Source organism: Mesorhizobium kowhaii (assembly GCF_042431665.1).
GTDB lineage: Bacteria > Pseudomonadota > Alphaproteobacteria > Rhizobiales > Rhizobiaceae > Mesorhizobium > Mesorhizobium kowhaii.
The window spans coordinates 1-23669 of the sequence record NZ_JBHLYT010000053.1; the positions used below are offsets into that span (position 1 = coordinate 1).

At 59.5% G+C, this 23669-nt stretch carries 23 protein-coding genes and 1 pseudogene; 8 read left to right on the forward strand and 16 right to left on the reverse strand.

Translation table 11 applies throughout. The features are described from left to right. The 3 genes from ACFFNA_RS27435 to ACFFNA_RS27445 all read left to right on the forward strand — a co-directional run. Positions 1-342: sulfotransferase family protein (locus ACFFNA_RS27435; protein WP_378923094.1), on the forward strand; the 342-nt coding region annotated here is incomplete at its 5' end. A gap of 247 nt (positions 343-589) precedes the next feature. After that, positions 590-1105 (forward strand): GNAT family N-acetyltransferase, encoded by a 516-nt coding sequence (locus ACFFNA_RS27440; protein ID WP_378923095.1) that lies wholly within the window; start codon positions 590-592, stop codon positions 1103-1105. Between the two features lie 268 nt (positions 1106-1373). Beyond that, positions 1374-1688 (forward strand): VOC family protein, encoded by a 315-nt coding sequence (locus tag ACFFNA_RS27445; protein ID WP_378923096.1) that lies wholly within the window; start codon positions 1374-1376, stop codon positions 1686-1688. Between the two features lie 259 nt (positions 1689-1947). Here ACFFNA_RS27445 and ACFFNA_RS27450 read toward each other — a convergent pair whose 3' ends face one another. From ACFFNA_RS27450 to ACFFNA_RS27485, 8 genes and pseudogenes are all read right to left on the reverse strand, one after another. Beyond that, the gene (locus tag ACFFNA_RS27450) at positions 1948-3162 is read right to left on the reverse strand and encodes an NAD-dependent formate dehydrogenase (RefSeq protein ID WP_378923097.1); all 1215 of its coding nucleotides are present in this window, start codon (positions 3160-3162) and stop codon (positions 1948-1950) included. Between the two features lie 1015 nt (positions 3163-4177). Next, positions 4178-4252, reverse strand: a pseudogene (locus ACFFNA_RS27455) (NADH-quinone oxidoreductase subunit D-related protein); the annotation flags it as partial. A gap of 42 nt (positions 4253-4294) precedes the next feature. Beyond that, positions 4295-5938 (reverse strand): chaperonin GroEL, encoded by a 1644-nt coding sequence (gene groL / locus ACFFNA_RS27460; RefSeq protein ID WP_378923098.1) that lies wholly within the window; start codon positions 5936-5938, stop codon positions 4295-4297. Positions 5939-5988: 50 nt separating this feature from the next. Beyond that, positions 5989-6303 (reverse strand): co-chaperone GroES, encoded by a 315-nt coding sequence (gene groES, locus ACFFNA_RS27465; protein ID WP_378923099.1) that lies wholly within the window; start codon positions 6301-6303, stop codon positions 5989-5991. 339 nt (positions 6304-6642) lie between these two features. Next, positions 6643-7080: a hypothetical protein gene (locus ACFFNA_RS27470; RefSeq protein ID WP_183452182.1), complete on the reverse strand. Its 438-nt coding sequence runs from the start codon at positions 7078-7080 to the stop codon at positions 6643-6645. A gap of 733 nt (positions 7081-7813) precedes the next feature. Next, positions 7814-8488, reverse strand: coding sequence for a protein-L-isoaspartate(D-aspartate) O-methyltransferase (locus ACFFNA_RS27475; protein ID WP_378923100.1), 675 nt, complete (start codon positions 8486-8488; stop codon positions 7814-7816). A 182-nt stretch (positions 8489-8670) separates the two neighbouring features. Beyond that, complete coding sequence (locus ACFFNA_RS27480; protein ID WP_378923101.1) at positions 8671-8913, reverse strand: hypothetical protein; 243 nt, start codon at positions 8911-8913, stop codon at positions 8671-8673. A gap of 119 nt (positions 8914-9032) precedes the next feature. Next, the gene (locus ACFFNA_RS27485; protein WP_136621989.1) at positions 9033-9830 is read right to left on the reverse strand and encodes a phosphodiesterase; all 798 of its coding nucleotides are present in this window, start codon (positions 9828-9830) and stop codon (positions 9033-9035) included. Positions 9831-10722: 892 nt separating this feature from the next. On the opposite strand from ACFFNA_RS27485, the gene ACFFNA_RS27490 reads away from it, so the two are divergent. The 4 genes from ACFFNA_RS27490 to ACFFNA_RS27505 all read left to right on the forward strand — a co-directional run bounded on the left by ACFFNA_RS27490 (position 10723) and on the right by ACFFNA_RS27505 (position 14106). Further along, positions 10723-11913, forward strand: coding sequence for an NADH-quinone oxidoreductase subunit D (locus tag ACFFNA_RS27490; protein ID WP_378923102.1), 1191 nt, complete (start codon positions 10723-10725; stop codon positions 11911-11913). Between the two features lie 456 nt (positions 11914-12369). Continuing rightward, entirely contained in the window at positions 12370-12921 is a 552-nt protein-coding gene (locus tag ACFFNA_RS27495; RefSeq protein ID WP_378923819.1) for a nuclear transport factor 2 family protein, read from the forward strand. Next, the gene (locus ACFFNA_RS27500; RefSeq protein ID WP_378923103.1) at positions 12921-13190 is read left to right on the forward strand and encodes a hypothetical protein; all 270 of its coding nucleotides are present in this window, start codon (positions 12921-12923) and stop codon (positions 13188-13190) included. The genes ACFFNA_RS27495 and ACFFNA_RS27500 overlap by 1 nt, the downstream gene beginning before the upstream one ends. Positions 13191-13776: 586 nt before the next feature. Further along, complete coding sequence (locus ACFFNA_RS27505; RefSeq protein WP_378923104.1) at positions 13777-14106, forward strand: hypothetical protein; 330 nt, start codon at positions 13777-13779, stop codon at positions 14104-14106. A gap of 244 nt (positions 14107-14350) precedes the next feature. Here ACFFNA_RS27505 and ACFFNA_RS27510 read toward each other — a convergent pair whose 3' ends face one another. Next, complete coding sequence (locus ACFFNA_RS27510; protein WP_378923105.1) at positions 14351-14545, reverse strand: hypothetical protein; 195 nt, start codon at positions 14543-14545, stop codon at positions 14351-14353. Between the two features lie 138 nt (positions 14546-14683). On the opposite strand from ACFFNA_RS27510, the gene ACFFNA_RS27515 reads away from it, so the two are divergent. Beyond that, complete coding sequence (locus ACFFNA_RS27515) at positions 14684-15544, forward strand: alpha/beta hydrolase (RefSeq protein ID WP_378923106.1); 861 nt, start codon at positions 14684-14686, stop codon at positions 15542-15544. Positions 15545-15616: 72 nt separating this feature from the next. Here ACFFNA_RS27515 and ACFFNA_RS27520 read toward each other — a convergent pair whose 3' ends face one another. The 7 genes from ACFFNA_RS27520 to ACFFNA_RS27550 all read right to left on the reverse strand — a co-directional run bounded on the left by ACFFNA_RS27520 (position 15617) and on the right by ACFFNA_RS27550 (position 23555). After that, entirely contained in the window at positions 15617-15982 is a 366-nt protein-coding gene (locus ACFFNA_RS27520) for a response regulator (protein WP_378923107.1), read from the reverse strand. Next, positions 15975-16913 carry an HWE histidine kinase domain-containing protein gene (locus ACFFNA_RS27525; protein ID WP_378923108.1) on the reverse strand — a complete coding sequence of 313 codons (939 nt, stop codon included), beginning with the start codon at positions 16911-16913 and terminating at the stop codon, positions 15975-15977. Before ACFFNA_RS27525 ends, ACFFNA_RS27520 begins: the two co-directional genes overlap by 8 nt. Beyond that, the gene (locus ACFFNA_RS27530) at positions 16861-18006 is read right to left on the reverse strand and encodes an AI-2E family transporter (RefSeq protein ID WP_378923109.1); all 1146 of its coding nucleotides are present in this window, start codon (positions 18004-18006) and stop codon (positions 16861-16863) included. Before ACFFNA_RS27530 ends, ACFFNA_RS27525 begins: the two co-directional genes overlap by 53 nt. Before the next feature lie 103 nt (positions 18007-18109). Next, a complete protein-coding gene (locus ACFFNA_RS27535) occupies positions 18110-19024 on the reverse strand; it encodes a hypothetical protein (RefSeq protein ID WP_378923110.1) in 915 nt (304 codons plus the stop codon). Positions 19025-20422: 1398 nt separating this feature from the next. Then, positions 20423-21610: an NAD(P)/FAD-dependent oxidoreductase gene (locus ACFFNA_RS27540; RefSeq protein ID WP_111545937.1), complete on the reverse strand. Its 1188-nt coding sequence runs from the start codon at positions 21608-21610 to the stop codon at positions 20423-20425. Beyond that, complete coding sequence (locus ACFFNA_RS27545) at positions 21607-22326, reverse strand: class I SAM-dependent methyltransferase (RefSeq protein ID WP_111545936.1); 720 nt, start codon at positions 22324-22326, stop codon at positions 21607-21609. The genes ACFFNA_RS27540 and ACFFNA_RS27545 overlap by 4 nt, the downstream gene beginning before the upstream one ends. Beyond that, positions 22323-23555 carry a type III polyketide synthase gene (locus ACFFNA_RS27550; protein ID WP_378923111.1) on the reverse strand — a complete coding sequence of 411 codons (1233 nt, stop codon included), beginning with the start codon at positions 23553-23555 and terminating at the stop codon, positions 22323-22325. Before ACFFNA_RS27550 ends, ACFFNA_RS27545 begins: the two co-directional genes overlap by 4 nt. Positions 23556-23669: the final 114 nt, after the last annotated feature.

Sequence of the window (23669 nt, forward strand, 5' to 3'; positions counted from 1 at the left end):
GTTATCCTGACATACCGATCGCCGGAAAGCTGGTGGAAAAGCTTCGAGAACACGATCCTGGCAGGCATCAGCCAGAGCACGGATCAGGAGTCGCTGGGTCTTGCGTTGATCTCCAGGCAAGTCTTCGGCGGCCGGCCGCACGATCGCGCCAACGCCATAGCCGTCTACGAAGCCAATGTAAGGGCGGTCATTGCGACAGTACCGCCGGGTCGGCTGCTGGTCCACAATCTGGGCGACGGATGGGAGCCGCTCTGCCTGCATCTTGGCGTGTCAGTACCGGACCAGTCCTATCCCAATCGCAACAACACCAAAGACTTTCAGTCGGCTCTTGCTCAGAACTAGTCTGACCGTCTGCAAGGGGTGGAAAGCAGACCTTCGGATCAAAGGACCGGTGACCGTGATGCGCCCACAAGGAGACGTTCGCTGCTGTCCGGTTGTGCAAGCATCGTAAATTGCACCGTTACTAGGGCAGCCCGGCGGCGCGGAGGGCCTCGCCGAGAGAGACCGCGAGCGCCGGCGCGCAATTCACGCCTGAAAATTGCCTCGCTCTCGGCCCGCCCGTGTCGATGAATTTGCGACCTCAATCTGAGTGACCTATGCTCAAGCAATGCAACATCTCAGTTCGTTGACCGCCAGGCCCCCGCATGGATATTCCGACAAAGAACTCGATGCCTTTGTCAAGTTGGTTGTTTCGGAGGGCGAAGTTTCCCACTATGGGCTGCTTGAACGCATCAAGGGTGCGCGGGGCCTAGTCATGCTTTATGACGGTAAGAAGCTGGTCGGAACTGCGGCGATTAAAAATCCAGAGCCGGACTATCGAACCGCCGTCTTTGCCAAGTCGAAATCAAATGCGGACGCCGCCGCCTACCCAGTCGAACTAGGGTATGTAGTCGTCGCAGAAAGCCATCGCCGTCATAAATTGGGCTGGCGTCTCGTCGACGCGGCGCTGTCATTCGCAAGCGGATCAGCCGTGTTCGCTACAACACGCAGCAATAATGCCGCCATGCGGCGAATCTTGCCGGCTCGCGGTTTCACGGCCAATGGGTCTCCCTACCCTTCCACTGAACATCCCGGTCAGGAAATTCATCTGTTCCTACGTGGGTAAGCGCCCTGAGGACCGAACCCGGCCCTATAGCCCGAGCACGCGGTCTTGTTCGACTTGCGGCAGAAAGCTTAGGATCCCTCGAGGAACGACTGCAGCGCCAATCGCGCCGATCCGCCGGTAACGTGCAGAGCCTACGGGCGCAGCATTGCTAACCCCTCGCCCCTCATGAAACTGTCGTGGCTGACTGATAGGGTGAGCAAATGGTCAAATTCAGCCCGATGGCTGGCGCACCGTCACGCCGAGAATCGTCACCGACGACGTCAGGGGCTTGGTTGAATTTCTCAAAACCGTATTCGACGCGACCGGCGAGTACCGGACTGGGGCGCCGGCAGGGATGAAGATTGGCGACCCTATCGTGATGGTCAGCGGCGATGGCGAACGCGAAGCAATGCCGGCTTTCCTCTATGTGTATGTAGAAGACACTGACGAAACGTACCGGCGTGCAATCGGTGCGGGCGGAGAGTCGATTGAGGAACCTAAGGACACGCCACATGGCGACCGACGAGCGATGATGTGGGATGCGCGGGGGAATAGATGGCAGATCGCGACACATCGGGAAGACATGTCAGTCAACGAAATTTGAGAATGCGCGGAAGCTGACTTGTTTCGGTTGGGATGAGTCCCCGTCCAACCGCTCCGCCCTAGCGTGTTAACGCTAATCAGAGGCACGGACACATCAATCTTCTTTAGCGGACTTTTTCAAACCGGCCAGCATCATCGTCCAATTTTTCTTGAGTTCGGCCTTGGTCTTTTCGTCAACCTTGGCAGCAGAACCCATGTCGATCTACCCCCACGTCACCCTTGTCTTGTTCTCGTCCGAGTCGAGCGCAGCGGAAATCGATCTAGCGCGGATCACTCCTGGCCTTGAAGCGTGCTGCCTCTTCCGAACCGCGGGTGGCGTCGCCGGCGCTGTAGGAATGCGCGCCGGCGCCGGCGAGCTTGCCGCCGTCGACGATCAGATATTCCTCACGGATCGGCCGGCCTTCGAACCAGCATTCGAGAATTTCGCGGGTGCCCGCGGCGTAGCGCGCCTGGGCGGAGAGCGACGATCCTGAGATGTGCGGCGTCATGCCGTGATGCGGCATCGATCGCCACGGATGGTCCTTGGGAGCCGGCTGCGGGAACCAGACGTCGCCGGCATAGCCAGCGAGTTGGCCACTCTCCAGCGCGCGGGCGATGGCGTCACGATTGCAGATCTTGCCGCGCGCCGTGTTCACCAGATAGGCGCCGCGTTTCATCCTGGCGATCATCGTCTCGTCAAAGAGGTTTTCCGTCTCCGGATGCAGAGGTGCATTGATCGTGACCACGTCGCAGACGCCGACCATGGATGCGGGATCCTGGTGGAAGGTGACGCCAAGTTCTTTCTCGACCGCCTCAGGCAGGCGGTGGCGATCGGTGTAGTGCAACTTGACGTCGAACGGCTTCAGCCGGCGCAACACCGCGCTGCCGATCCGGCCGGCACCGACGGTTCCGATCTGCATTCCCTCGATATCGTAGGAGCGTGCGACGCAGTCGGCGATATTCCAGCCGCCTTTCACGACCCACTGGTAGGACGGGATGTAGTTGCGCACGAGCCCCAGGATCATCATGACCACATGCTCGGACACGCTGATCGAATTGCAGTAAGTCACCTCGGCGACCGTGATGCCGCGGTCCATGGCGGCCTGAAGATCGACATGGTCGGATCCGATGCCGGCGGTGATCGCAAGCCTCAGTCTGCTTGCCTTGGCTATTCGTTCTTCAGTCAGATATGCCGGCCAGAACGGCTGCGAGATCACGATTTCGGCGTCAACGAGCTCGCGTTCAAAAATGCTGTCGGGACCGTCCTTGTCCGAGGTCACTATCAGGCTGTGGCCCGCGCTTTCGAGAAATTTCCTCAGGCCGAGTTCGCCCGACGCGCTACCGAGCAAGACCCCCGGTTCAAAGTCGATGGCCTTCGGCGTGGGAAGTGTCTGGCCGCCGGGATAGCGGTCGAGCTTTGGCAGGCCGTCCCGCGCATATTTTGTCGGATAACCGTCGACCGGATCGTCATAGAGGACGCAAACGACCTTTGCCATTGTGTATCTCCCTTCGTCTGACAACGAAGAGGAAAACGCTCTGTTGTTAACGCTGCCGGCCAACGATGGTCGGCACGGCGATGCTCTGTTGAATTGCTGGTGTGGAGCAGACTCATCTGCCGGCGCTTCCTCATTCGGAAAGTTGTGCGCTATTGCGTATTACATGGAAGACCCGGGCATGGTTTCAAGTGCTGCGGGCGGCACTGGTGCAGCGTTCGAGTTCCTTTATTTCAGACCGCGCGCACGGTCTGCTGACAACAAATGCTTGATGCGGACACTTCAGAATTGCCGAGGTTGGGCACCGTGCATCATGATCGCTGACAGGCTCCGACTTCGCAGGCCTCAGGGGCTTCGGCATCCCCTCAAAGATTGCAAACAACCTGTTAGTCAGCGCTTATCAAGCGGAGGAATCTCGCATCGCTTGCCGCTCAGACGGTATTGCCAAGCCAGTTCGCAACGCTCACCGATGTCACCTGGAAATGGCGAAAGTGACGAGACAGACAGGCAGCTTATGCGAGTCCTGATCAAGTTCGAGTTGTGGACGCACTAGCCAGCGCTACAAGGCTAGCCTTTCCACAATGCGGGCCGTTTGTTGCCTTTTTACAGAAGATACGAAAACGCCGCTCGACCGGAAGGGAGCGGCGTTTACCAAGTGTGGTGTCCTACCCTAGACGAAACCCCGATTTGGTCGGGGCCGTCGGACTTGAACCGACGTTTCCAGCTTGTTCGCTATCAGTCTATAGGTGGTGTTTTCGTGTCGTCCTTGCAAGCGCCATCGGCGCAGCTTTGCAGGGTGTGCAAGGATAGTCGGAGTCGATACAATTCCATCCGAATTCCGCAATTGAACGACCGCTGCTTTCCAGCTTCCGTGACGCGCACACTCGCTGGTTCTGCCGTCAGCAATGTCATCAATCGACCGGTCGCGTTCGACGCGGCTTGGAACGCCGATGATGCAACGATATCCTGACTCGCCGTAACGGCAGGCGCTGGCCCTGTCGCCTAACTGCTCCGTCACCTATCGATCGATCTCCCCGAACACGATGTCAAGCGAACCGATGATCGCCGAGATATCGGCTCGCATGTGCCCGCGTCGCTGGCCTTCCGGCGTCCCGGCTATAGTTTCAGGCGCCGCTCAGTAGTCCATTCCGCCCATTCCGCCCATACCTCCTGCGCCACCCATAGCGGGCGCATCCTTCTGCGGCATGTTCGCAATCATTGCTTCAGCGGTGATCAGGAGCGCAGCAATCGAGCCGGCATCCTGCAGGGCCGTCCGAACGACCTTGGCGGGGTCGACGATACCGGCCTTGATCATGTCGACGTAGAGTTCGGTCTGAGCATCGAAACCTTGATTGTGATCCTTGCTGTCCATGAGTTTCCCAACGACGATCGAGCCTTCGACGCCGGAATTCTCGGCGATCTGGCGGATCGGCGCTTCGAGCGCCCTCAGCACGATCGAAATGCCGGCCGTCACATCGGCATTGGCTCCCGTCAGCCCGTTAAGCGCCGACCTGGCGCGCAGCAGCGCCACACCGCCTCCGGGAACGATGCCTTCTTCCACCGCCGCACGCGTGGCGTTCAGCGCGTCGTCGATGCGGTCCTTCTTTTCTTTGACTTCCGTCTCGGTCGCGCCGCCGACGCGAATGACGGCAACGCCGCCAGCCAGCTTCGCCAGCCGCTCCTGGAGTTTCTCCTTGTCGTAGTCGGAGGTGGTTTCCTCGATATGCAACTTGATCTGCTGGACACGCGCCTGGATGGTGGCTTTTTCGCCGGCGCCGTCGATGATCGTGGTCGTGTCCTTTTCGACGAGCACGCGCTTAGCCCGCCCGAGCATGTCGATGGTGACGTTCTCGAGCTTGATGCCGAGATCCTCGGAAATCATCTGGCCGGCGGTGAGCACCGCAATGTCTTCCAGCATGGCCTTGCGACGGTCGCCGAAGCCCGGCGCCTTGACGGCCGCGACCTTCAGGCCGCCGCGCAGCTTGTTGACCACAAGGGTCGCCAGCGCTTCGCCTTCGACGTCCTCGGAGATGATCAGCAGCGGCTTGCCGCTTTGCACCACGGCTTCAAGGATCGGCAGCATCGCCTGCAGATTTCCGAGTTTCTTCTCGTGAATGAGGATGTAGGGATCCTCCAGCTCCGCGCGCATCTTGTCGGCATTGGTGACGAAATAGGGAGAAAGATAGCCACGGTCGAATTGCATGCCTTCGACGACATCGAGTTCGGTCTCGGCGGTCTTGGCCTCCTCGACGGTGATCACGCCCTCATTGCCGACCTTGTTCATCGCCTTGGCGATCATTGCGCCGACCGACGCGTCGCCATTGGCGGCGATCGTGCCAACCTGGGCGATCTCATCCGAAGATTTGACTTTCCTGGCCCGGGCTTGAACGTCCTTCACCACGGCAGCCACAGCAAGATCGATGCCGCGCTTGAGATCCATCGGGTTCATGCCCGCGGCAACGAATTTGGCGCCCTCGCGCAGGATGGAGGCGGCCAGCACCGTGGCGGTGGTGGTGCCGTCACCGGCAAGGTCGTTGGTCTTCGAGGCCACTTCGCGCACCATTTGCGCGCCCATGTTCTCGAACTTGTCGGAAAGCTCGATTTCCTTAGCGACGGCGACCCCGTCCTTGGTGATGCGCGGCGCGCCATAGGCGCGGTCAATGATGACATTGCGGCCTTTGGGGCCGAGGGTCACCTTCACCGCATTGTTGAGGATCTCGACACCGCGCAGCATCCGGTCGCGGGCATCGGTAGCGAATTTGATTTCCTTGGCAGACATGATTTTACGTCCAGTTCAGTCTAGAAATTAGGAGAGCGCAAATCGCCCGGTCAGGCGGCTTTCTTGGCCGCTTTGGTCTTCTCGACGATGCCCATAATGTCGCTCTCCTTCATGATCAGGAGATCCTCGCCGTCGATCTTGACCTCCGTGCCGGACCATTTGCCGAACAGGATGAGATCGCCGGCCTTGACGTCGAGCGGGATCAGCTTGCCGCTCTCATCACGTGAGCCCGGGCCGACGGCGATCACTTCGCCTTCCTGAGGCTTTTCCTTGGCGGTGTCGGGAATGATGATTCCGCCCTTGGATTTGTTTTCGCCTTCAGCGCCCCGAATGACGACGCGGTCGTGGAGTGGTCGGAATTTCATTGGGGGTTCTTTCTGCCGCCGCACATAGAGCGACTGCAACACTTAACATAGCCCCTTTGGCACTCGAATGATAGGAGTGCCAAATTTTCCAGGCTTGCCTGGCGACGCGTCGGCGCGTTCATTCACCTGCCGGCAATCGCCCTGCAGAGTTCGGCGCAACAGATGGTGCAGCTCAGCCCGGCAGACCTCGACGCCGCTCTCGAAAAGGACCTTGGATAATCATGACCGCACCATCCTTCATGCAACGCAGCCTTCCCGCGTGGGGAGCGCTTGCCTGCGCTGCGGCGGAGGCTTCCATGCGAGCCGCTTCAAAAATGATGCTGCGAAACGGCGCTGGCTTTATCCGACGAACGCGTCGCGCAACCGAGCGAACATGCCGGGCTGTCTCCCGGTACGCACCGCACGGATGTGTCGGGCGGCCGTTGCGGCGGTCACCGTTGCGCCAAAATGACAATAGCAGATGATCTCATGCAATTGCCTGTCGGTCAGTTCGAAGAACCGCTTCGCTTCGCCGTAGTTGTCGTTTTCCAACCCGGCGGCGCGCAGGACAGGATCCTCGAAAGCGACTGAGATCGGCGAGCCGTCGCCGCGCATGGCCCCGCGTGCTCTAACCGGCTGATACTCGGTCTGAGGCAGTGTCGAGAGACGCCGGTCAGGGTTCCGTTCGAGGAGCTCTGCCCAGCGTTCAAGACGTTCGCTGCGCGACATGGCCTGGCGCGGGTAGGCCTGATCGATCTCGGCGACGATCTGCAGTTGCTCGATCGTTTGGTGCTTCATGTTGGCCTCCTATTCGGACGATAGTTGGTCCACCCATATCCTTCGTATGCCTGCAGCCAGGGTGACTCCAACGGATCATGAAGTCCAATCACGATGATGCCTGGAGGGCTTCGTTCACGCAGATGTGGAGGCTTCTCAAAGATCCGGCCATTAATTTGGCGAACGCGGTCAAATGCGCGGCTGCTCAACGATGTTGGTCTGGAGTCCGTGCCGATCGAGGTGACCGACGGGCAGAGTCTGTGCTGGAGTAGCCCGGCTCCATTGCTGGCTGGGCGGCGGCGGGATCAAGGGAGTGGCAGTTTAGCTTCGAAACCGCCGAAGGCCCTTGTGGCTCCAGTGTACGACTTCCGGCACGACCTGGCGCCTGGCTACTCCGTAGGATTGCAGTTTGTCCGTGTCGAAACCCTATCGAAGTTACCCGGCCCGATGGCGGAGTGTTGCGGATTGCGCGCGATCCAAGGACCGGTCCTCCAACAAATTGAGCGGAAGCCATCTCAAAAACGGTCCAGCCTGTGCGTCGTCAGGATGGTAGCCGAACCAGCGAAACAGCCAATCAGGTGTCCCTTCCTTCAACCTTTAGAGACTGAGCAGTCAGCTGCCGCCAAGCGTGCTCGACGAGTAGCGTTGCGGCATGGATGTCAAAAGATCGGCGATGCCATCCAGCGCCCGTGTGATCGATGCGGCGCGCGTTATCCTGATCTTCCAGCACGGCTCCGCGCAGCCGCACCCCTCATTAGACCGTTTCGAGCCGACTGAACCGAACTGGGATGAGTTTCCGAGTCTTGAGTTGCCCTGCCGCATCCTTGTCGATGACAGTCAGCAACTGTACTTTTTCAGATCCCACAGGCAGAACCAGGCGTCCCCCTGGCTTGAGCTGCTCAAGCAAAGCCGGCGGGGTCGGCTCAGCCGCCACCGTGACCAGGATCTTGTCGAATGGGGCGTGCTCAGGCCAGCCACGAGACCCGTCTCCGACACGAATGCCGACATTGGAGGAGCCGAGGCCCTGCAGGAGAGACTCGGCATAGCTTGCGAATTCCTCGATGATTTCGACGCTCCAAACTTGCCCGGCGAGTTCCGCGAGGATTGCGGTTTGGTAGCCCAGGCCGGTGCCGACCTCGAGCACTGCCTCGTGCGGTTGGGGAGCAAGGAGATCGGTCATGAGAGCGACGATGAAGGGCTGCGAGACGGTTTTGTCGAAGCCGATCGGCAGCGGCATGTCCTCGTAGGCATAAGGCGCAAACGGGGTTGGCACGAAGCGATGCCGCGGCACCCGCCGCATCGCTGCCATCACCCGCTCATCGAGCGTCGCCTTGCCGAGTTCTTCGCTTGCAAGGTCGGCATGGATTGCAATCACCTCGACCATGTGCCTGCGTAGAACCGCGAGGTGCTCTTCGTTCATCGGCTTCATGACGGTGGGGCGTTCCTCAACCAGTCTGCTGCCTGATAGCCTTATACCCTGTTCGTCTTGTCACGGTAACCATGTCGTCGAGAACGCGGCTTCGGTTGGGGCGGGTTGTACCGCCCTGCTATTTCGTCGCCGTCCTTGGTGCTCTCCCGTTCCTCGCACCGGGGGGTGGAACGGCGTACGCATCAGAAGCTCGCCAGCCAGGCGACAACACCGATATAGCGGATCGCCAGCCAGTTGAGCACCAATAGGCCGAAGGCCAAAACGACGCCGAACCCTGCGCTGTCGCTCACCGGCTCCTTCCCGTGCTGATCGTGCGTGATCTGATGATTGACGATGACCGAACCTGGGCGAGCCAGCACGCTATTCGTGCTGCTGGCGAGGCGAGGGCGAACGCCGGCACAGCTGGCGCGGCGCTTCCGTTGCATTTACGCCGCCTCCGGACCGTCACTACTGCGCTGTTTGGATGCGCGTTCCGGCCTCCGCTTCCGCCGAGGCCAGCAGTAGCGGCTCATTTCTCGAGCTTCCACGGACAACCGGAATAAAGCTAAAAATCGCGACTCGGTCCGTAGTCGCCGATTGGCGCGACATGCGAGACCAAGCCGGTCTCGGGCGACCAGGCGTGGAGCGCAAAGCCCGGAGGCTCGAGGATAAATCGGATGGGCTGGCCCGGGCGAAGATCAAGCGCCAGCTGATGCGCCACTCCGGGCACAACGAAGCCGACGGTGCCGGCCCAGCGACGGGTGATGGGGCGATGGTGATGGCCGGCGACCACGCATTCAATTTCAGGATGGCTTTCGACAAGCCCCGCGAATGCGCTGTCGGTTCGGCACATCGTCGCGTCCATCCCGCTGACACCGGTAACGAAGGGTGGGTGATGCATGAAGACCAGCGTCGGGCGACCGTCGCCTTCAGCGAGACGATCGGCAAACCAAGCCGCTCGTGCGGCGCAGATAGCACCGCCGACCTTTCCCGGCACCACCGTGTCGAGGCCGATGAGCCGAACTGGAAAATCCTCGACAACGTAATGCAGAAAATCCTCAGCTTGGCGCAGATAGGGATAGGCCGCGGCGAGGCCGTCGCGCATCGTCTCGCGCCGGTCGTGATTGCCCGGAATGACGAATACCGGCATTGCCAGGCGGGACAAGATATCAACCACGAGAGCGTACTCGTCCAGGCCCCCGCTATCGGCAAGATCGCCCGTGACGAGGACGCAATCGGGAACAGGGTCCAGGGCAGCGATCGTGGCAATGGCGCGCCGCGTCATGGCATTGGTGTCGATGCCAGCATATACCATTTGGCCAACGGGATGGACATGGAAGTCGCTAATCTGCGCAACGAGCATGGAAAGAAGTCCAAGTGGAGGGATAACCGGGGGCCGGTTGGCGCCCGTGCGGTGAATGGGGTGGCGCCGATGCGGATCGGTACCTTACCTGCTCCGAAGCCGTGAGCTTTCGGAGCCCTGCTATCTCATCGGAGCCTGAGTTTCCTGGCAAGGCGTTCGGCCCATCCTCGGGGGGAGACCGGTAATTTTGCTGGGGTAAATTCCGCCCCTTGATCGAGGTAATCCATTCGATCGTCGCGTCCATGACGAAAACGACCGTGTTGGATCGGACCTTGCTGCCAATCCCTGTAGACACTACCACAGCAAAATTACCGGTCTCACGATTTACATGTCCAAGGCAACAGCTCCGAGGCACGGCTTTCACCATTGGGCACATCTGTGGCAGCCGAGGGCCACAACTAAGGGATACTCTTTGTTGCCATCAAGATGATCCTCCTTTGAGCAAACGAACGGAAAGATCATGCGCATGCTGACGACAATCGCCGTCCTTTTGGCACTCGGCGTGGCGTCGCCAGTTTACGCTCAATCCCCGGGCGCGCAACTTCCCCCAGATGTAACCCAGGCTCCGCCAACTTTGTGTGACCAGGCTTCACGAGCGTAGCGGTCATCGACATCGAGGATTTGCCTCCGGAAATTAGATCGGAGGTCGATGCCGTGATTACCCAAACGAGCTCGGAAGAGTAGTATATCCTGCAAAGTTCGATCGATGCGACGCCACCTGCCGTGTCGGTGTCGGTGTCGGCAGCGGTCGGGCTGGATTCGTCGCATGTGGTCGCTGCCAACATCGGTGACGATGGCCCAGACGACGACTTGATTTGATCGCCGGTCAGGCGCCGCACTTTGCATCGGGCATTCGAGATCGACTGCGAACTACGAGGCCGGAAGGATTGCCATGGCCGAGGCCGCAATTCGCAACTTCACCATCAATTTCGGACCGCAGCATCCGGCCGCGCATGGTGTCTTGCGGCTCGTGCTTGAACTCGATGGCGAGGTCGTCAAGCGCGTCGATCCGCATATCGGCCTGCTCCATCGCGGGACCGAGAAGCTCATAGAGCACAAGAACTATCTGCAGGCCCTGCCCTATTTCGACCGGCTCGACTACGTCGCGCCGATGAATCAGGAGCATGCATTCTGCCTCGCCGTCGAGAAGCTGCTCGAAATATCGGTTCCGCGGCGCGGACAGCTCATCCGTGTCCTTTTTTGCGAAATCGGCCGGCTTCTGTCGCACCTTCTCAATGTGACGACGCAAGCCATGGATATCGGCGCGCTGACCCCGCCGCTCTGGGGTTTTGCCGAGCGCGAGAAGCTGATGGTCTTCTACGAGCGCGCTTCCGGCGCCCGCATGCACGCGAATTATTTCCGGGTCGGCGGCGTGCATCAGGATCTGCCTCCGAAGCTTCTGGACGACATCTGGGATTTCTGTGACCCGTTCCTCAAGGTCTGCGACAATCTCGAAGTGCTGCTCACAGACAACCGCATCTTCAAGCAACGCAACGTCGATATCGGCGTGATCGGTCTTGACGGTGCCTGGGCTTGGGGCTTCTCCGGCGTGATGATACGCGGATCGGGCGCGGCCTGGGATTTGCGCAAGGCGCAGCCATATGAATGTTACCCCGAGATGGATTTCGACATTCCCATCGGCAAGAACGGGGACTGCTATGACCGCTATCTCGTCCGAATGGAGGAAATGCGCCAGTCTGTGCGGATCATGAAGCAATGCCTGGAAAAATTACGGTCGCCGGAAGGCCGGGGCCCGGTCGCACTTCCAAATCAAAAGATCACGCCACCGTCGCGTGCCGAGATGAAACGCTCGATGGAAGCGACGATCCATCATTTCAAACTTTACACGGAAGGGCATCACGTGCCCGCCGGAGAGGTATACGCTGCGGTCGAAGCACCGAAGGGTGAGTTCGGCGTATATCTGATTTCCGATGGCAGCAATGTTCCGTACCGGTGCAAGATCCGAGCACCCTCCTTCGCCCATCTGCAGGCAATGGATTTCTTGTGTCGAGGCCACATGATCGCCGATGTCTCCGCGATCATTGGTTCGCTCGACATCGTGTTCGGAGAGATCGATCGTTAAGCCGAGTTGCACATCTCGGCTGCTGGAAGATAGGCCTACAATCGCAGGATCATCCGTGGTTTATCGAAGTCGCGCAAAAAAAAGCCCGCCGGAGTCGTCTCTCTGGCCTGCTGCCGGTTCAGTGGAGAGGCAGCAGGCCAAGTTGACCCTACCCAGCCGTCAGGGAATGACAAATCCAAGAAGAACGGCTCGCCCTTTCACAAGGCGGGCCGTTCGTTCGCTTTTTACAGATGATACAAAAACGCCGGAGCGGCGTTTATCAAGTGTTGCTATGGACGGCAGCCGGCTACCGCCCCTCAGCCTCGACGTCTCCTAGCCGCCGCAGGCTCAAATCACGGACACGCAACGGACGATACTTTTAGTGGAATGCCCGATACCTTGTGGCATGGATTGGGCCGTCCTCATTGGTGAAATGAGGAATCCCATCTTATTCTCAAACGGAAGGAAGAATTGGCCATGTCCACTGGAACGAAGTCTTCGCATAGCGAGCCTTCAATCCCGTCAGGCCGCGACATTCCCAATGACACGACGGCGCCACTGGATTCGGCAGCGCGGACAACCTTGAGGAAGTGGCTCGCCATGATCGCAAGTGGTGACTTTGGCGACCTGGACTCTGTCATTGCCGCCGAGGCGGTCTACCATTCGCCAGTCGAATGGCACCCCTACCCGGGACACGATCTGGTGTGCCTTCTGGTCCGGACCGCGGCGGGGGTTTTCGAAGACTTCAAATATGAGCGCCAGATGGCGGGCGGCGACAGCGCCATGCTCGAATTCTCCGCGCACGTCGGCGACATCCAGATGAAAGGCGCGCACCTCATCCGCTTCAACTCTGATGGCGGGATCATGGACATCGACCTGATCGCACGGCCGGCGACGGGCGTCATGGCGCTCGGTAACGGAGTAGGAGACAAAATCGGACCGCAGATCAAGGCGGCACTGACTGCCGCCGGCGGGCGCAAGCCTGATGTTGGATATGGAACTTCCGACCGCAAAGGTTTAGCACCTTGATGTTCGAAGGTTTTCGACTTGAGACAATCCAGCTGCCCGAGGCGACGCTGCGGGCGAATGGAGAAGGGAGCGTCCCAGCGGTGGCCTATATGGTGATTTGGTACGGGAAAGAGGGCATCGTTGAGAAGACGCCCTTCGATGCCGAGAAAGCCGCAAGAGATCACGCGCTGGCGACATTTCTTGCTCGAAAGCGGAACGACCGCATCGTAGCGGTGGAAGTTCGCAAGGACGATGGCACGGTTGTATTCAGTCAAGCAGGAGCCGGCTAAGTCGTCTGGATCGTCGCCGCAGCGCCCCAGTGGGCAGCCTGGCTATAGGTCGAAAAGATCGTCCTTCAACTGGTCGAGCAGATCAGGCCTGTTCCAGCACGAAACGAAAAAGCCCGCGCCTCTGGCGGAGGACGCGAGCCCCTGGGGTACGGGTCCCGATCGAGCAGCATCCGGGAGATATCACTGCCAACCCATAACTCTTTAGCCCAGCTAAGGCTCCTGAAAGCCTCGAAGGTGACTTATCGACTGACGCGGTTCAGGCAAGGACGAAGCCGGCCAAAAGGACCGCAAGAACAAGCGACAGAGGAACGGCAAGAAGCCAGCGAGCCTCCACAATGCTGTTGTGCTGATAATCCATCACGGGGACCTAGTACCAGCGTCCGCGACCGTAAAAACCGCCACCACCCAGCAGAATGACAATAAGAACTATGACCAGAATTGTGGTGATATCCATATGTACCTCCTGAGCGCGCACGGCCGCGTTCGCCGTTCGCCGCTCTTGCCCTGTAGGGCATGAATTGTTCCTGTCACTTTGACATCCATCAACGTTCCGCGCGGCATTCTTGTTCCAATGGACCTATCAGGCATGACCAGCCCAACGGAACCGCTGGCCTCGCACCTCGGCTGGAAAGGTTTCAGAAACCATGTCCGGGTTCATCAAGGAACCAACTGGCCTGACGATTTCTTTAGCTGCATGAAAAAACCTGGCACGCTCGGAACGGAAGATCACGACCACACCGGTTCAGTCCGTACGCCGCCCGAATTGCCATCCCAACATCAGGATGCTGAAGGCGATTTCGGCGGTCGATTTGGATATGGGCATCCCGCTCACAAGCCGGATCCTTTTGCCACATACACGTTCTCTTCCGGGGCTGTTCGTCCTCTGCCGGTCGATAACAAGAAAAGATGGCGCTGACCGCTGTGCAAAAACCCTACGAAACAGCCTATTTCGCCAGGAAGCACGCAGGCCCAGGCACGACGGATCACCAAGGACTTCGGCCCTTTACGTGTCAGGTGCGACATTGCCGCCCAGTATCTGAACTTGGCCCTGACAGGCTCATCGCCCTGCATGAGCGTCAGCCAGCATCTGTGTTGATATCGAAGGAATAGCTGAGTTCTGAACGCAGACGGCCAAAGCCGATGCATCGGTCTTGGCACAATCAGCGAAGCCACTTCCTGAACCTCGCGGCTTTATTCCGCACGAATGCAGCAGCTGCAGCATCACACGTCCTTCGCGATGGTCCATTCGCGGCGATGATGAACTTGGCGTCTCTCACCGTGAGGCCGTACTTCTTTGCAAAGTAGATTGCTCCATAAGGGTCGTCTTGGGGTATGCCCCCGTTCGTGTAGGCCATTTGTGCCTCGCATGACGGATAGTCTGGCTCGACTTCGGCCTCTTTCCGCCCGCCCAGTTTGGTACACAAACCTTCGACGACAGGCGAAGGTTCCGATCAGATGTGGAACCTCCGACCACAGCCAAGGTTAGCACCTTGATGTTCGAAGGTTTTCGACTTGAGACAATCCAGCTGCCCGAGGCGACGCTTCGGGTCAGGCACGGCGGTTCAGGACCACCGGTCCTGCTTCTGCATGGCCACCCACGTACACATGCCACCTGGCACCGTGTTGCGCCGCTTCTCGCAGAAAACCATACGGTGGTTTGCCCAGATCTCCGCGGTTTTGGGCAGTCGTCGATTCCCGAGGACAGCCACGATCATGCGGGTTCATCCAAGCGCGCCAAGGCGAGAGACTGTGTCGCGCTCATGCGCCATCTGGGTTTTGACCGCTTTGCCGTCGCCGGGCACGATCGCGGAAGCTACACCGCTTTCCGGACGGCGATGGATCACCCGTCCGCGGTAACGCATCTCATCGTTATTGACGGCGTTCCCATCCTGGAAGCACTCGAGCGATGCGACGCCCGCTTCGCCGCCGAGTGGTGGCACTGGTTCTTTTTTGCCCAGCCCGACAAGCCGGAACAGGCGATCATGGCGAACCCCGAAGCCTGGTATGGCGGCTCCGCCGATCAGATGGGCGCTGAGGCGTTTGCGGACTACAGAGCAGCAATTTTCGACGCTCGTGTCATCCATGGGATGGTCGAGGATTATAGGGCAGGCCTCTCGATCGACCATCTGCACGACGCGGACGACCGAAGGGCCGGCCGGCGAGTCCAATGTCCCACCATGGTTCTATGGTCGATGCTCGATGATCTGGAACGGCTTTATGGCGATGTTCTCGGTGTATGGCGCCCGTGGACGACAAGCTTGCAGGGGAAAGGCCTCGCCTGTGGACACCATATAGCTGAAGAGGCGCCAGAGGCTCTCGCGGCAGAAATCCTCGCCTTCTTGCGTCCTATCTAGTTCCGACGTCCGAGGTCTATCAGCCAGGTGGCGATGGCCAGACGACCAAACAAGGGAGTCTTGTTTTCTCGATCAGGGAGAAAGAAGGCGTTCGAGTTTGCTGGTCAGTTCATCAAAGCTGAACGGCTTGCGAAGGACCGCACGGTCGCTGAAGCCTTCCCGCATGTCGCGACCGCTGTTGCCGGTCGAGTAAATGAACGGCACACCGCGCTCGGCAAGCGCGTCGGCCACGGTATTGCTGTCGCCGCCGTCCAGATTCATGTCCAGCATAGCGGCATCGAAAATCTGTGCTTCGATCAGGGCGACGGCCTGTCCGATCGTGGCGGCTGAGGTGACGGACTCGCAGCCAAGATCGCCGAGCATGTCCTCTATCATCATCAGGACCAGAATTTCATCCTCGACAACGAGCATACGTCGGCCAGAAAGCAATTTATCCATCGCGAGTTCCCGGTACCGGCATGTTCATCGTGCAGATCAACCCGTCTGGGCGATAGTCGAGTTGCACCGTGCCTTCGAGTTCGTGGGTCAAGCCGCGCTCGATTACACGCGAGCCGAACCCTTTTCGCAGCGGTGGCGTAACCGGCGGACCGCCCTGCTCTCGCCAGGACAGGATCAACCTACGGCCCTCCGACATCGGCTCGATAGTCCAGTCGATCCGGATCGAGCCCTTGTCGTTGGAAAACGCACCGTACTTCACCGCATTGGTCGCGAGTTCGTTGAACGCGATGCCAAGGGCCAGCGCCGCCTTTGTCGAAAGGCGGATGTTTTCGCCGGCAATCACCAGTCGCTCCGCTCGCCCGTCGGTGACGCCGAACGGTTCCAGGGCATCGTGGAGCACATCGAGCAGTCCGGCGCTATGCCAATTTTCACGGGTCAGCAAATTGTGCGATCGGGAGAGCGCAAACAGCCGCGACTCGACAGCTTCGCGGATCGCCCGCGGGTCGGAATTGGCTCGCGATGCCTGCCAGACGATCGACTGCACAGTTGCCAGCGTGTTCTTCACGCGATGGTTCAGTTCGTCGATGAGCATCTTGGATTGCGCCTGCTCCTCCTTGTGTCTGGTGAGATCGACGAAGGAGGCAAAATACTGGACGATGGCGCCGCTCTTGTCCTGGACAGGATTGGCGAAAAGACCCGCCCAAAATTCACTGCCATCCTTACGCCTGTAGAGGATTTCCGTACCCGCCTCCAAATTGGCTTCGAACTCCGCCTTGATACGTTTCAGCGCCCTGGCGTCGGTGCTGTCCGCCATCAGGAAATTGAAGGGCTGACCCAGCACCTCTTCCCTGACGTATCCGGTCAGCGCGAGGAAGGCGTCATTGGCAAAAATGATCGGATTGCCGGGTTCTTTTGCATCGGTGAAAACCATGGCCATTCGTGTTGTCTCTGCGGCAACGACGAACGGGCCAAGGTCGTCGTGAAAGCCCGCGACTTCGGCTTCGGCGTCCGACCGCGCCAATAAACCCCCACAGCCACGACCAGAACGCGATGGCGATGAATATTGCCACGGAGTTGATCTCAAGGCGTCGACCGACAACCGTCGGCGTGACAAATTGGCCTTCCAGCACATCGCACAGAAGCACAAAGGCCGGAGCCAACAGCGCGTAAGGCAGACTATCAAAGCTGATCAACCCGATAGCTGCAACCAGAACGATGGTGATCAGGGCACCAATGTACGGCAGAAAGTTCAGAAGGGCTGCGGCTGCCCCCCAGAGCAAGGGATTGGGCATGCCGAGCGCCCAGAGGCCGAGAGCGATAACGGACCCCAATCCGGTGTTAATGACCGCAACCGTGAAAAGGTAATGCGAGATTTCGCGCTCGACATCATAGGCGACCTGAAGCGCTCGTTTTTTATCGCTGAGCTTGGGAAATGACTGGATGATCTTCTCGTAGATCATGGTTCCGGAGGCGAGAATGAACAGCGACAGCACGAAGATGATGGTGATGCTGGTGCCTACCGATAGAAGGTTGCCAGCTGCCTGCGAGACAATGCCGGACGGAGCGACCACCACTTTCTGGACGCCCGGTTCCTGCGTTGCATCTGTAGCGCTCTCAACCTGATGCGAAATCTCGATGAAACGTTCAAAGGGATGTTTCAGGTCGGAAAGCCGTTCGCTCAGCTTTTGGCCGATCGAAGGCGCATTGCTGATCAACTGGACAATCGGGTCGCTTAGGAGATAGCCCGCGCTGGCGACCGCGCCGACTGCCAATAGAACGAGCATTGTCGCCGACGCAGCTTCCGGCACGCCATGCTTTTTCAGGAAACGAACGACTGGCCTCAACGTCAGCGCAAGCAGGAACGCCAGGATAACTGGCATGAAAAAGTCACGCGCAAAAAACAGGGCGTCGACTGCCATGAAAATGAATATTCCGATTACCAGAGACCGGATCAAATGCGTATCGGCTTGCGAATTAGGGGTGGCTGCATCTCCTGCGGCCACCCCAGCGGATTCGATTTTCATGGTTATCCTCCAACGCGATTCAATGGTCGCCCTGGCTGGCCGCGACGATGATTGAGAAAGCCCGACTTCGCGCCGGGCTTTCTCTTGAATCGAGTGGGCCGCTTTAGCGGCTGGTCAGGAAAACCGCTTCCTCCTCGTCGCGCTGCCTGCCGCCGAGTGCTGCCGCGGCACTGGCTATGAAGGCACCGATGACCAGCGAGAGAGCCCCGATCAGCGCGAAGGTGGCAGTCGCCTTCCTGGCGATGTCGGCTGCCTGCTTGGCCTTGACCTTAGCGTCCTGCACCTTGGCAAGCACCGCATCGACGCGCGTCTTGGCGTCCGCTTCCGACAACCCCGTGCGCGCAGCCACCAGCTGCGACAGATAGGTCTTGTCGTCGGCCGAAACCTCGCCTGCTGCGGCGCTGGCGATCAGGATGCGCGATGCCTGTGCCGTTGCCGCCGTATCGCTTTGCGGATTGGCAGCGGCGAGCTTGGTTGCATCGGCCGGCCGGAAAAGCGAATCCACGAAATAGGATGTCGCGTTGTCCGCCACTCCGCCAGCGTTTGCCGCTGCACCGGCCGAAACGCCCATGGCGGCCCCTGAAGCGACGGTCGATGCCGCCTGCACGCCGGAGCCGATGACCGCGGAGAGTGCCGAGCCGAGGACCCCGACGACGAGCAGCGTGGCGAGTGCCCAGGCAAGAAAGCCGTGGGCCGTATCACGGAAAAAAACTTCATCGGTGTGGATGCCGACCCATTTGGTGCGCAGGCGTCCGGCAAGATAGCCGCCGACGCCGGAGGACAGCCACTGCACGACAATCAGCCAGACTGCGGTGGAAACCGCAAATGTAGTGACAGAGGCCCCCGAACCTGACCAGGGCGAAACCATTGTCAGTCCAAGGCCGGAGCCGAGCAGCATCAAAATGAAGGTGAGCGTGCAGGCCGCGAAGGCGCCGGCAATGATCGGCCCCCAGCTGACGGCGGTGGAAGAGGATTCCGTCGAAGCGGAAACGTCGACAGCCGATAGGGTTGATTGCAACAGAACCTCCTACCGTGCAAAAAGCATGATGAGAATGATGATTGGAATCGGAATGCCGAGCAACCAGAGCAAGATGCCGCGTCCCATGAGAGCCTCCCGTTACTGCGTTACGATGCAGTAATAATTCGGTGATCGGCCTTTCGTTCCCTGTCCAAATGGATACGTCGTTTCGCAATCGACCGTTGGCGTTTGTGAAAAGGTCATCCTAACGAAAGATTTTTGGAACTGCTTGGCGCCATGCCACGTTGATCTCCGCCATTCGGAGATTGCAACGATGTCTGTGCAAAAAGAAGACTATCGGACCAACAGAGCCGACTATGCGTTTGCTGCGAAGCATGGCAGAGCGGTCGCGGACAGCGATCGCGACGAACTACTCGCACGAAAGAAGAAATCCCTGTGGCTAAGTGATCGGCGTTCCGCCAAATTGGCCAGAAACCCGGCGGAAAGCTCGCCAGAGCCGAAATCCAGACTGCGCGGTTAGCGCGTCCGGCGCCGGGCATCTTCCTCCTGCTGAAATCGTCAAGCGGCGCGCGCGGGGCGGATGCGTGAGCGTGTCTGCCTCGCCACTCCGCGCCCCTAAAGGCGTGGACCTATCTCGCGACAAGGCGCATAGTTCGCGGATGAAGCCGCTCCCTGTTATCGACCCGGCCAACTGCAACGGTGAGCCAGAAGATCACCCAGCCGTAGCCACAGTGGCCCTTCACGCTGCCGTCAAGGGGCTGGATGCACCCGTTGAATTGCTGGCCAGCAAGATCAAAGCGCCTGTAGAGGGAGCGTCGCAGCGGTGGGATACACGGTGATTTGGTACGGGAAAAAGGGCATCATTGAGAAGACGCCATTTGATGCCGAGAAAGCTGCGAGGGACCACGTCTTTACTACCTTTCCCGCCCGAAAGCAGGATGACGGTATGGTAGCGGTGGAAGTTCGCAAAGACGACGGCACGGTGGTTTTCAGCAGGGCGGGGTGACAAAATGAATTCGAGGGAAATGCAACTGGCCTACCCCCTGGACCTTTTGAGTGTTTGCCCGAGTGGCGGTTCCTGAATTTTGCGAGGCCATTAAAAATGAAGCGGCAAAACTGACGGGCGACATTGCATCCAACAGTCGAGTCGCATGTACCAAACCGACACGCCGTGTGTGGATGGTCGCCTGCACCTTTCCGCGGCGAGTGGAAGGGTGCACCACGCTCTCGCCCAACAAACCGAAGCGGGGTTTCTGGAGCTGTGGTCGGAAACGCACGCTCTCTCCAAGACCGCTGGTCAGGCCCGGCGGCCGGATGGTCGCCCTCTAAGACGGTCGGGCCGCGCCGGAGAAGCCTTTTCAACCCCAAAAAAGCCCGTCCAGCCGAGAGCTGAGCGGGCAAAGAGCGACTGGTTCGGGGTAAATCTCGCACCGACCGTCAGGTAAGATCGGGAATCGGCTTTGTCTTGCCGCTTAGCATTGCGCCCAATGTCAGCGCTTGCGGGAAATTTCGCACTGCCGCCCGCATCAGCGCGGCGCTGACTGGGCGAAGGACGATTTGGGCGACAGCAGCTGCTGCGTAGACCCGTGTCGAAAACAGTCCTTTCCAGGCTGCCTCATAGCGTCTGCGGGCAAACTCGCGCCCTGCATGACCGCTTGGCGCGCCTGCTAGTTCCGAAGCCAGTAGCCAGCCAGACTGAAGCGCCATCGAGATGCCCTCGGCGATGATCGGATGCGACTCTCCGGCTGCGTTGCCGACGCGGAAAATATCCCGTTTGTAGCAGGAGCGAATTCCCGGCCGGATCGGACCTGCGGCAAGCCATGGACCGTCGAGGTGAGCTGTTTCCAGGGCATCGCTGACGCCCCGACACGATTCCATGAGATGGCAAGAGACCGCATCGGCGGCCGACACATGGCCATGGTGTTCCCGCAACCGCGCGAGCATATCGCGCCGGATACAGCACGAGATCGACAACCGACCATGATCCGCCCAAACCATGCCGCCATAGCCCCCCGGAAACGCTAGGAGAGGCATTAAATCAGGCGCCAGGGTCGATCCCGTGAAATGCGCCTTGAAGCCGAGCAGGTCCGACGGGCGGTTTGTCTTTTCGAGCTGGCTGGGCAGCGGCCCCTGTTCCCAGGAACCGTGTGCGGCGACTATCACCGGAGCACGCAGCATCGTCTTTTCGTTTTTGGCTTCAATTCGCACCATCTGCATTTCGCCATCTCGGTCAATGGCGACGGCGCGGTAAGGCTGAAAGATCTCGACGCCTGCCGATCGCGCCCCCTGCAAAAGCAGAAGGTCGAGAATATCTCTGCCGAGCGCCCGGCCGAAGCCATCCTTTGCACAGGGCATTGCCGCCGCGACGCAGGTTTCGGCAGAAAAAAAGCCAACACGGCGGATTTCGGGGCCGGCATTGGCGCGCCAGGCATCGCCGACCGCGAACTGATCCAGAAGGGCAAGATTGCTTGCCGACATGTATTCGCCGCAGACTTTGCGGCGCGGGAACATGCTCTTTTCCACTATAGCCACAGCCCATCCGCGCTGGGCCAGTGTCAGCGCGACAGATGTGCCCGCCGGGCCGGCGCCTATGATGATCGCGTCATGGGTCGATAATCCCGTCATGGGTCAATTACCGGCACCGGCCTGGCGCCGACGAAGATGTGGGAAAAAAGGCCGGCGCGCCGTTCCTCGATCGGCTTGCCATTCGCCGCACGCCAGAGATCGGAAAGCTCGGCCCCGCGAAAGCCGGCACGCACGCTTTGAGCCGCGTCATTTCGTGTGACGTCGTTGGCGCCGATTGCCCAGAGAAGACGGGTCGCGGCCAGCACCAAATTCGCCCTCAGCGGTTCTGTCGCCAGCAGCACCGGGGCTTTCGGCGCCATCAGTGAGAATAGCCGCACGAGCTGCGCATCGTCGAAATGATGCAGAAACAGGTTGACGGTGATCGCGTCGAACTGCTTGCCCTCAACCTTAGCTGCCCAGTCGAAGACGTCGGCAGTGATCCCTTCGATGTTCCATCCCAACTTGCCAAAATCACCGCACAGCTGCGGGGTCATGAGGTCGACGCGATCGAGCATCGCCAATTTGACGCCCGGCCAATGTCTGGCCACCCGACGCGCTACCGCGAGCATAAATCTGCCGTCGCCGGCCCCAATCTCCAGAATGCGGTTTGGCGGCTTTGGCACGAATTTCCTGAGCATCGACGCCATGATCTGCGGCTGAAACATCAGCGCATTGATGTGATGAAGGTCGCGGCGCGAGGCAAGCGCTCGCGGATCGTCGGCCGCCAGTCCGTCAAGGATTTCCGGCGCAAGGTGACGGTGACTCAAGCCGCTCATGACACGGTTTGGAAAAGCATGGTTTCGGCCGTCAGTCCGGGTCCGAATGCCATGCCGCAACCGAGAAGGCCCGATGGCGCTTTCAACATCTCTTCCATCACGAACATGAAAGTCGCGGACGACATGTTTCCGTATCGGCGCAACACCTCGCGCGATTTCGCCAGCGCGGAGGGCGCGAGTTTCAGAGCCCTTTCGACTGAGTCGAGAACGGAACGTCCGCCGGGGTGAACGGCCCAAAGATCGATCGCCTCTACAGGCCGATCGCCCAGGATCGCATCTTTGCTGCCCTGCAACGCTTCGGAGATAGCGGCCGGAACCTGGCCGGAAAGGTACATCTCGAAACCATCGTCGCGAATGCTCCAGGTCATCAGATGCCGCCGCTCGGTCGCGACGATACAATGAAAGTCTTCGAGCAGGATGCCATGCGGCTCCGCGGTGACGAGCGCTGCAGCGCAACCATCGCCCCAGAGACAAAACGACAGCAGCTTTTCCAGTTCATTGGTTTCCTGCAGATGCATCGTGCAGAGTTCGATGTTGACCATGAGGACCCGGGCCTGCGGATCAGAACGGATGATATGGCGGGAAAGCTTGAGGGCGTTGATCGCCGCATAGCACCCCATGAAGCCGATCATCGTGCGTTGGATCGAGTTCGACAGGCCGCATAGTGCCATCAGGTCCAGATCGATGCCGGGCGCGTAAAAACCGGTGCAGGTGGTGACGATGAGGTGGGTAATACGGGAAGCGTCATCGCCAAGCTGCAATGCGTCGACGCCCTTTTGCGCCAGAACAGGCGCGGCGGCGCCAAACATTCCCATTCTGGAAGCCGTTCCAGGAAATGCACCGCGCACGAAAGTCCCGGCAAGATCGGCAGATGGTCCTTCGGGGTCGAGGGCGGGTGCAAAGCAGGAATAGCGGCTCTCGATGCCGGCGAGATCGGCCATACGTTCGAAAACCCTTCGGCGATCGGCCGCAAGCATGGAGGCTGCGAAACGCAGGTAGAATTGATGGACCTCGTGCTCCGGCACCGCAGTCGCGATCCGGTTGATGTAGGCGCTGGCGGGCATGTTCTGACTCCTGGCGCCGTAGACGTTTACCGTGGCGCCACTGCCGGAGGGTCTCTGCTCATCGACACTAGGTTTTGAGCTTTGCCTGTTCGATAAACGTTTCTGAAAACTAATTTCATCCCGAAAACTCAGCATGTCGCTTGGTTTCAGCTCGGCCGAACCCAATAGAAGTCGCTCGGCGCGGAGTCTCTCTGCCGCGGGCGGCGTAGCCTAACCCATTTCCATGGAATCGCAGTCCTGATTTGCCTTCGACACGGCAGCGGCTGCCTCGGCACACAA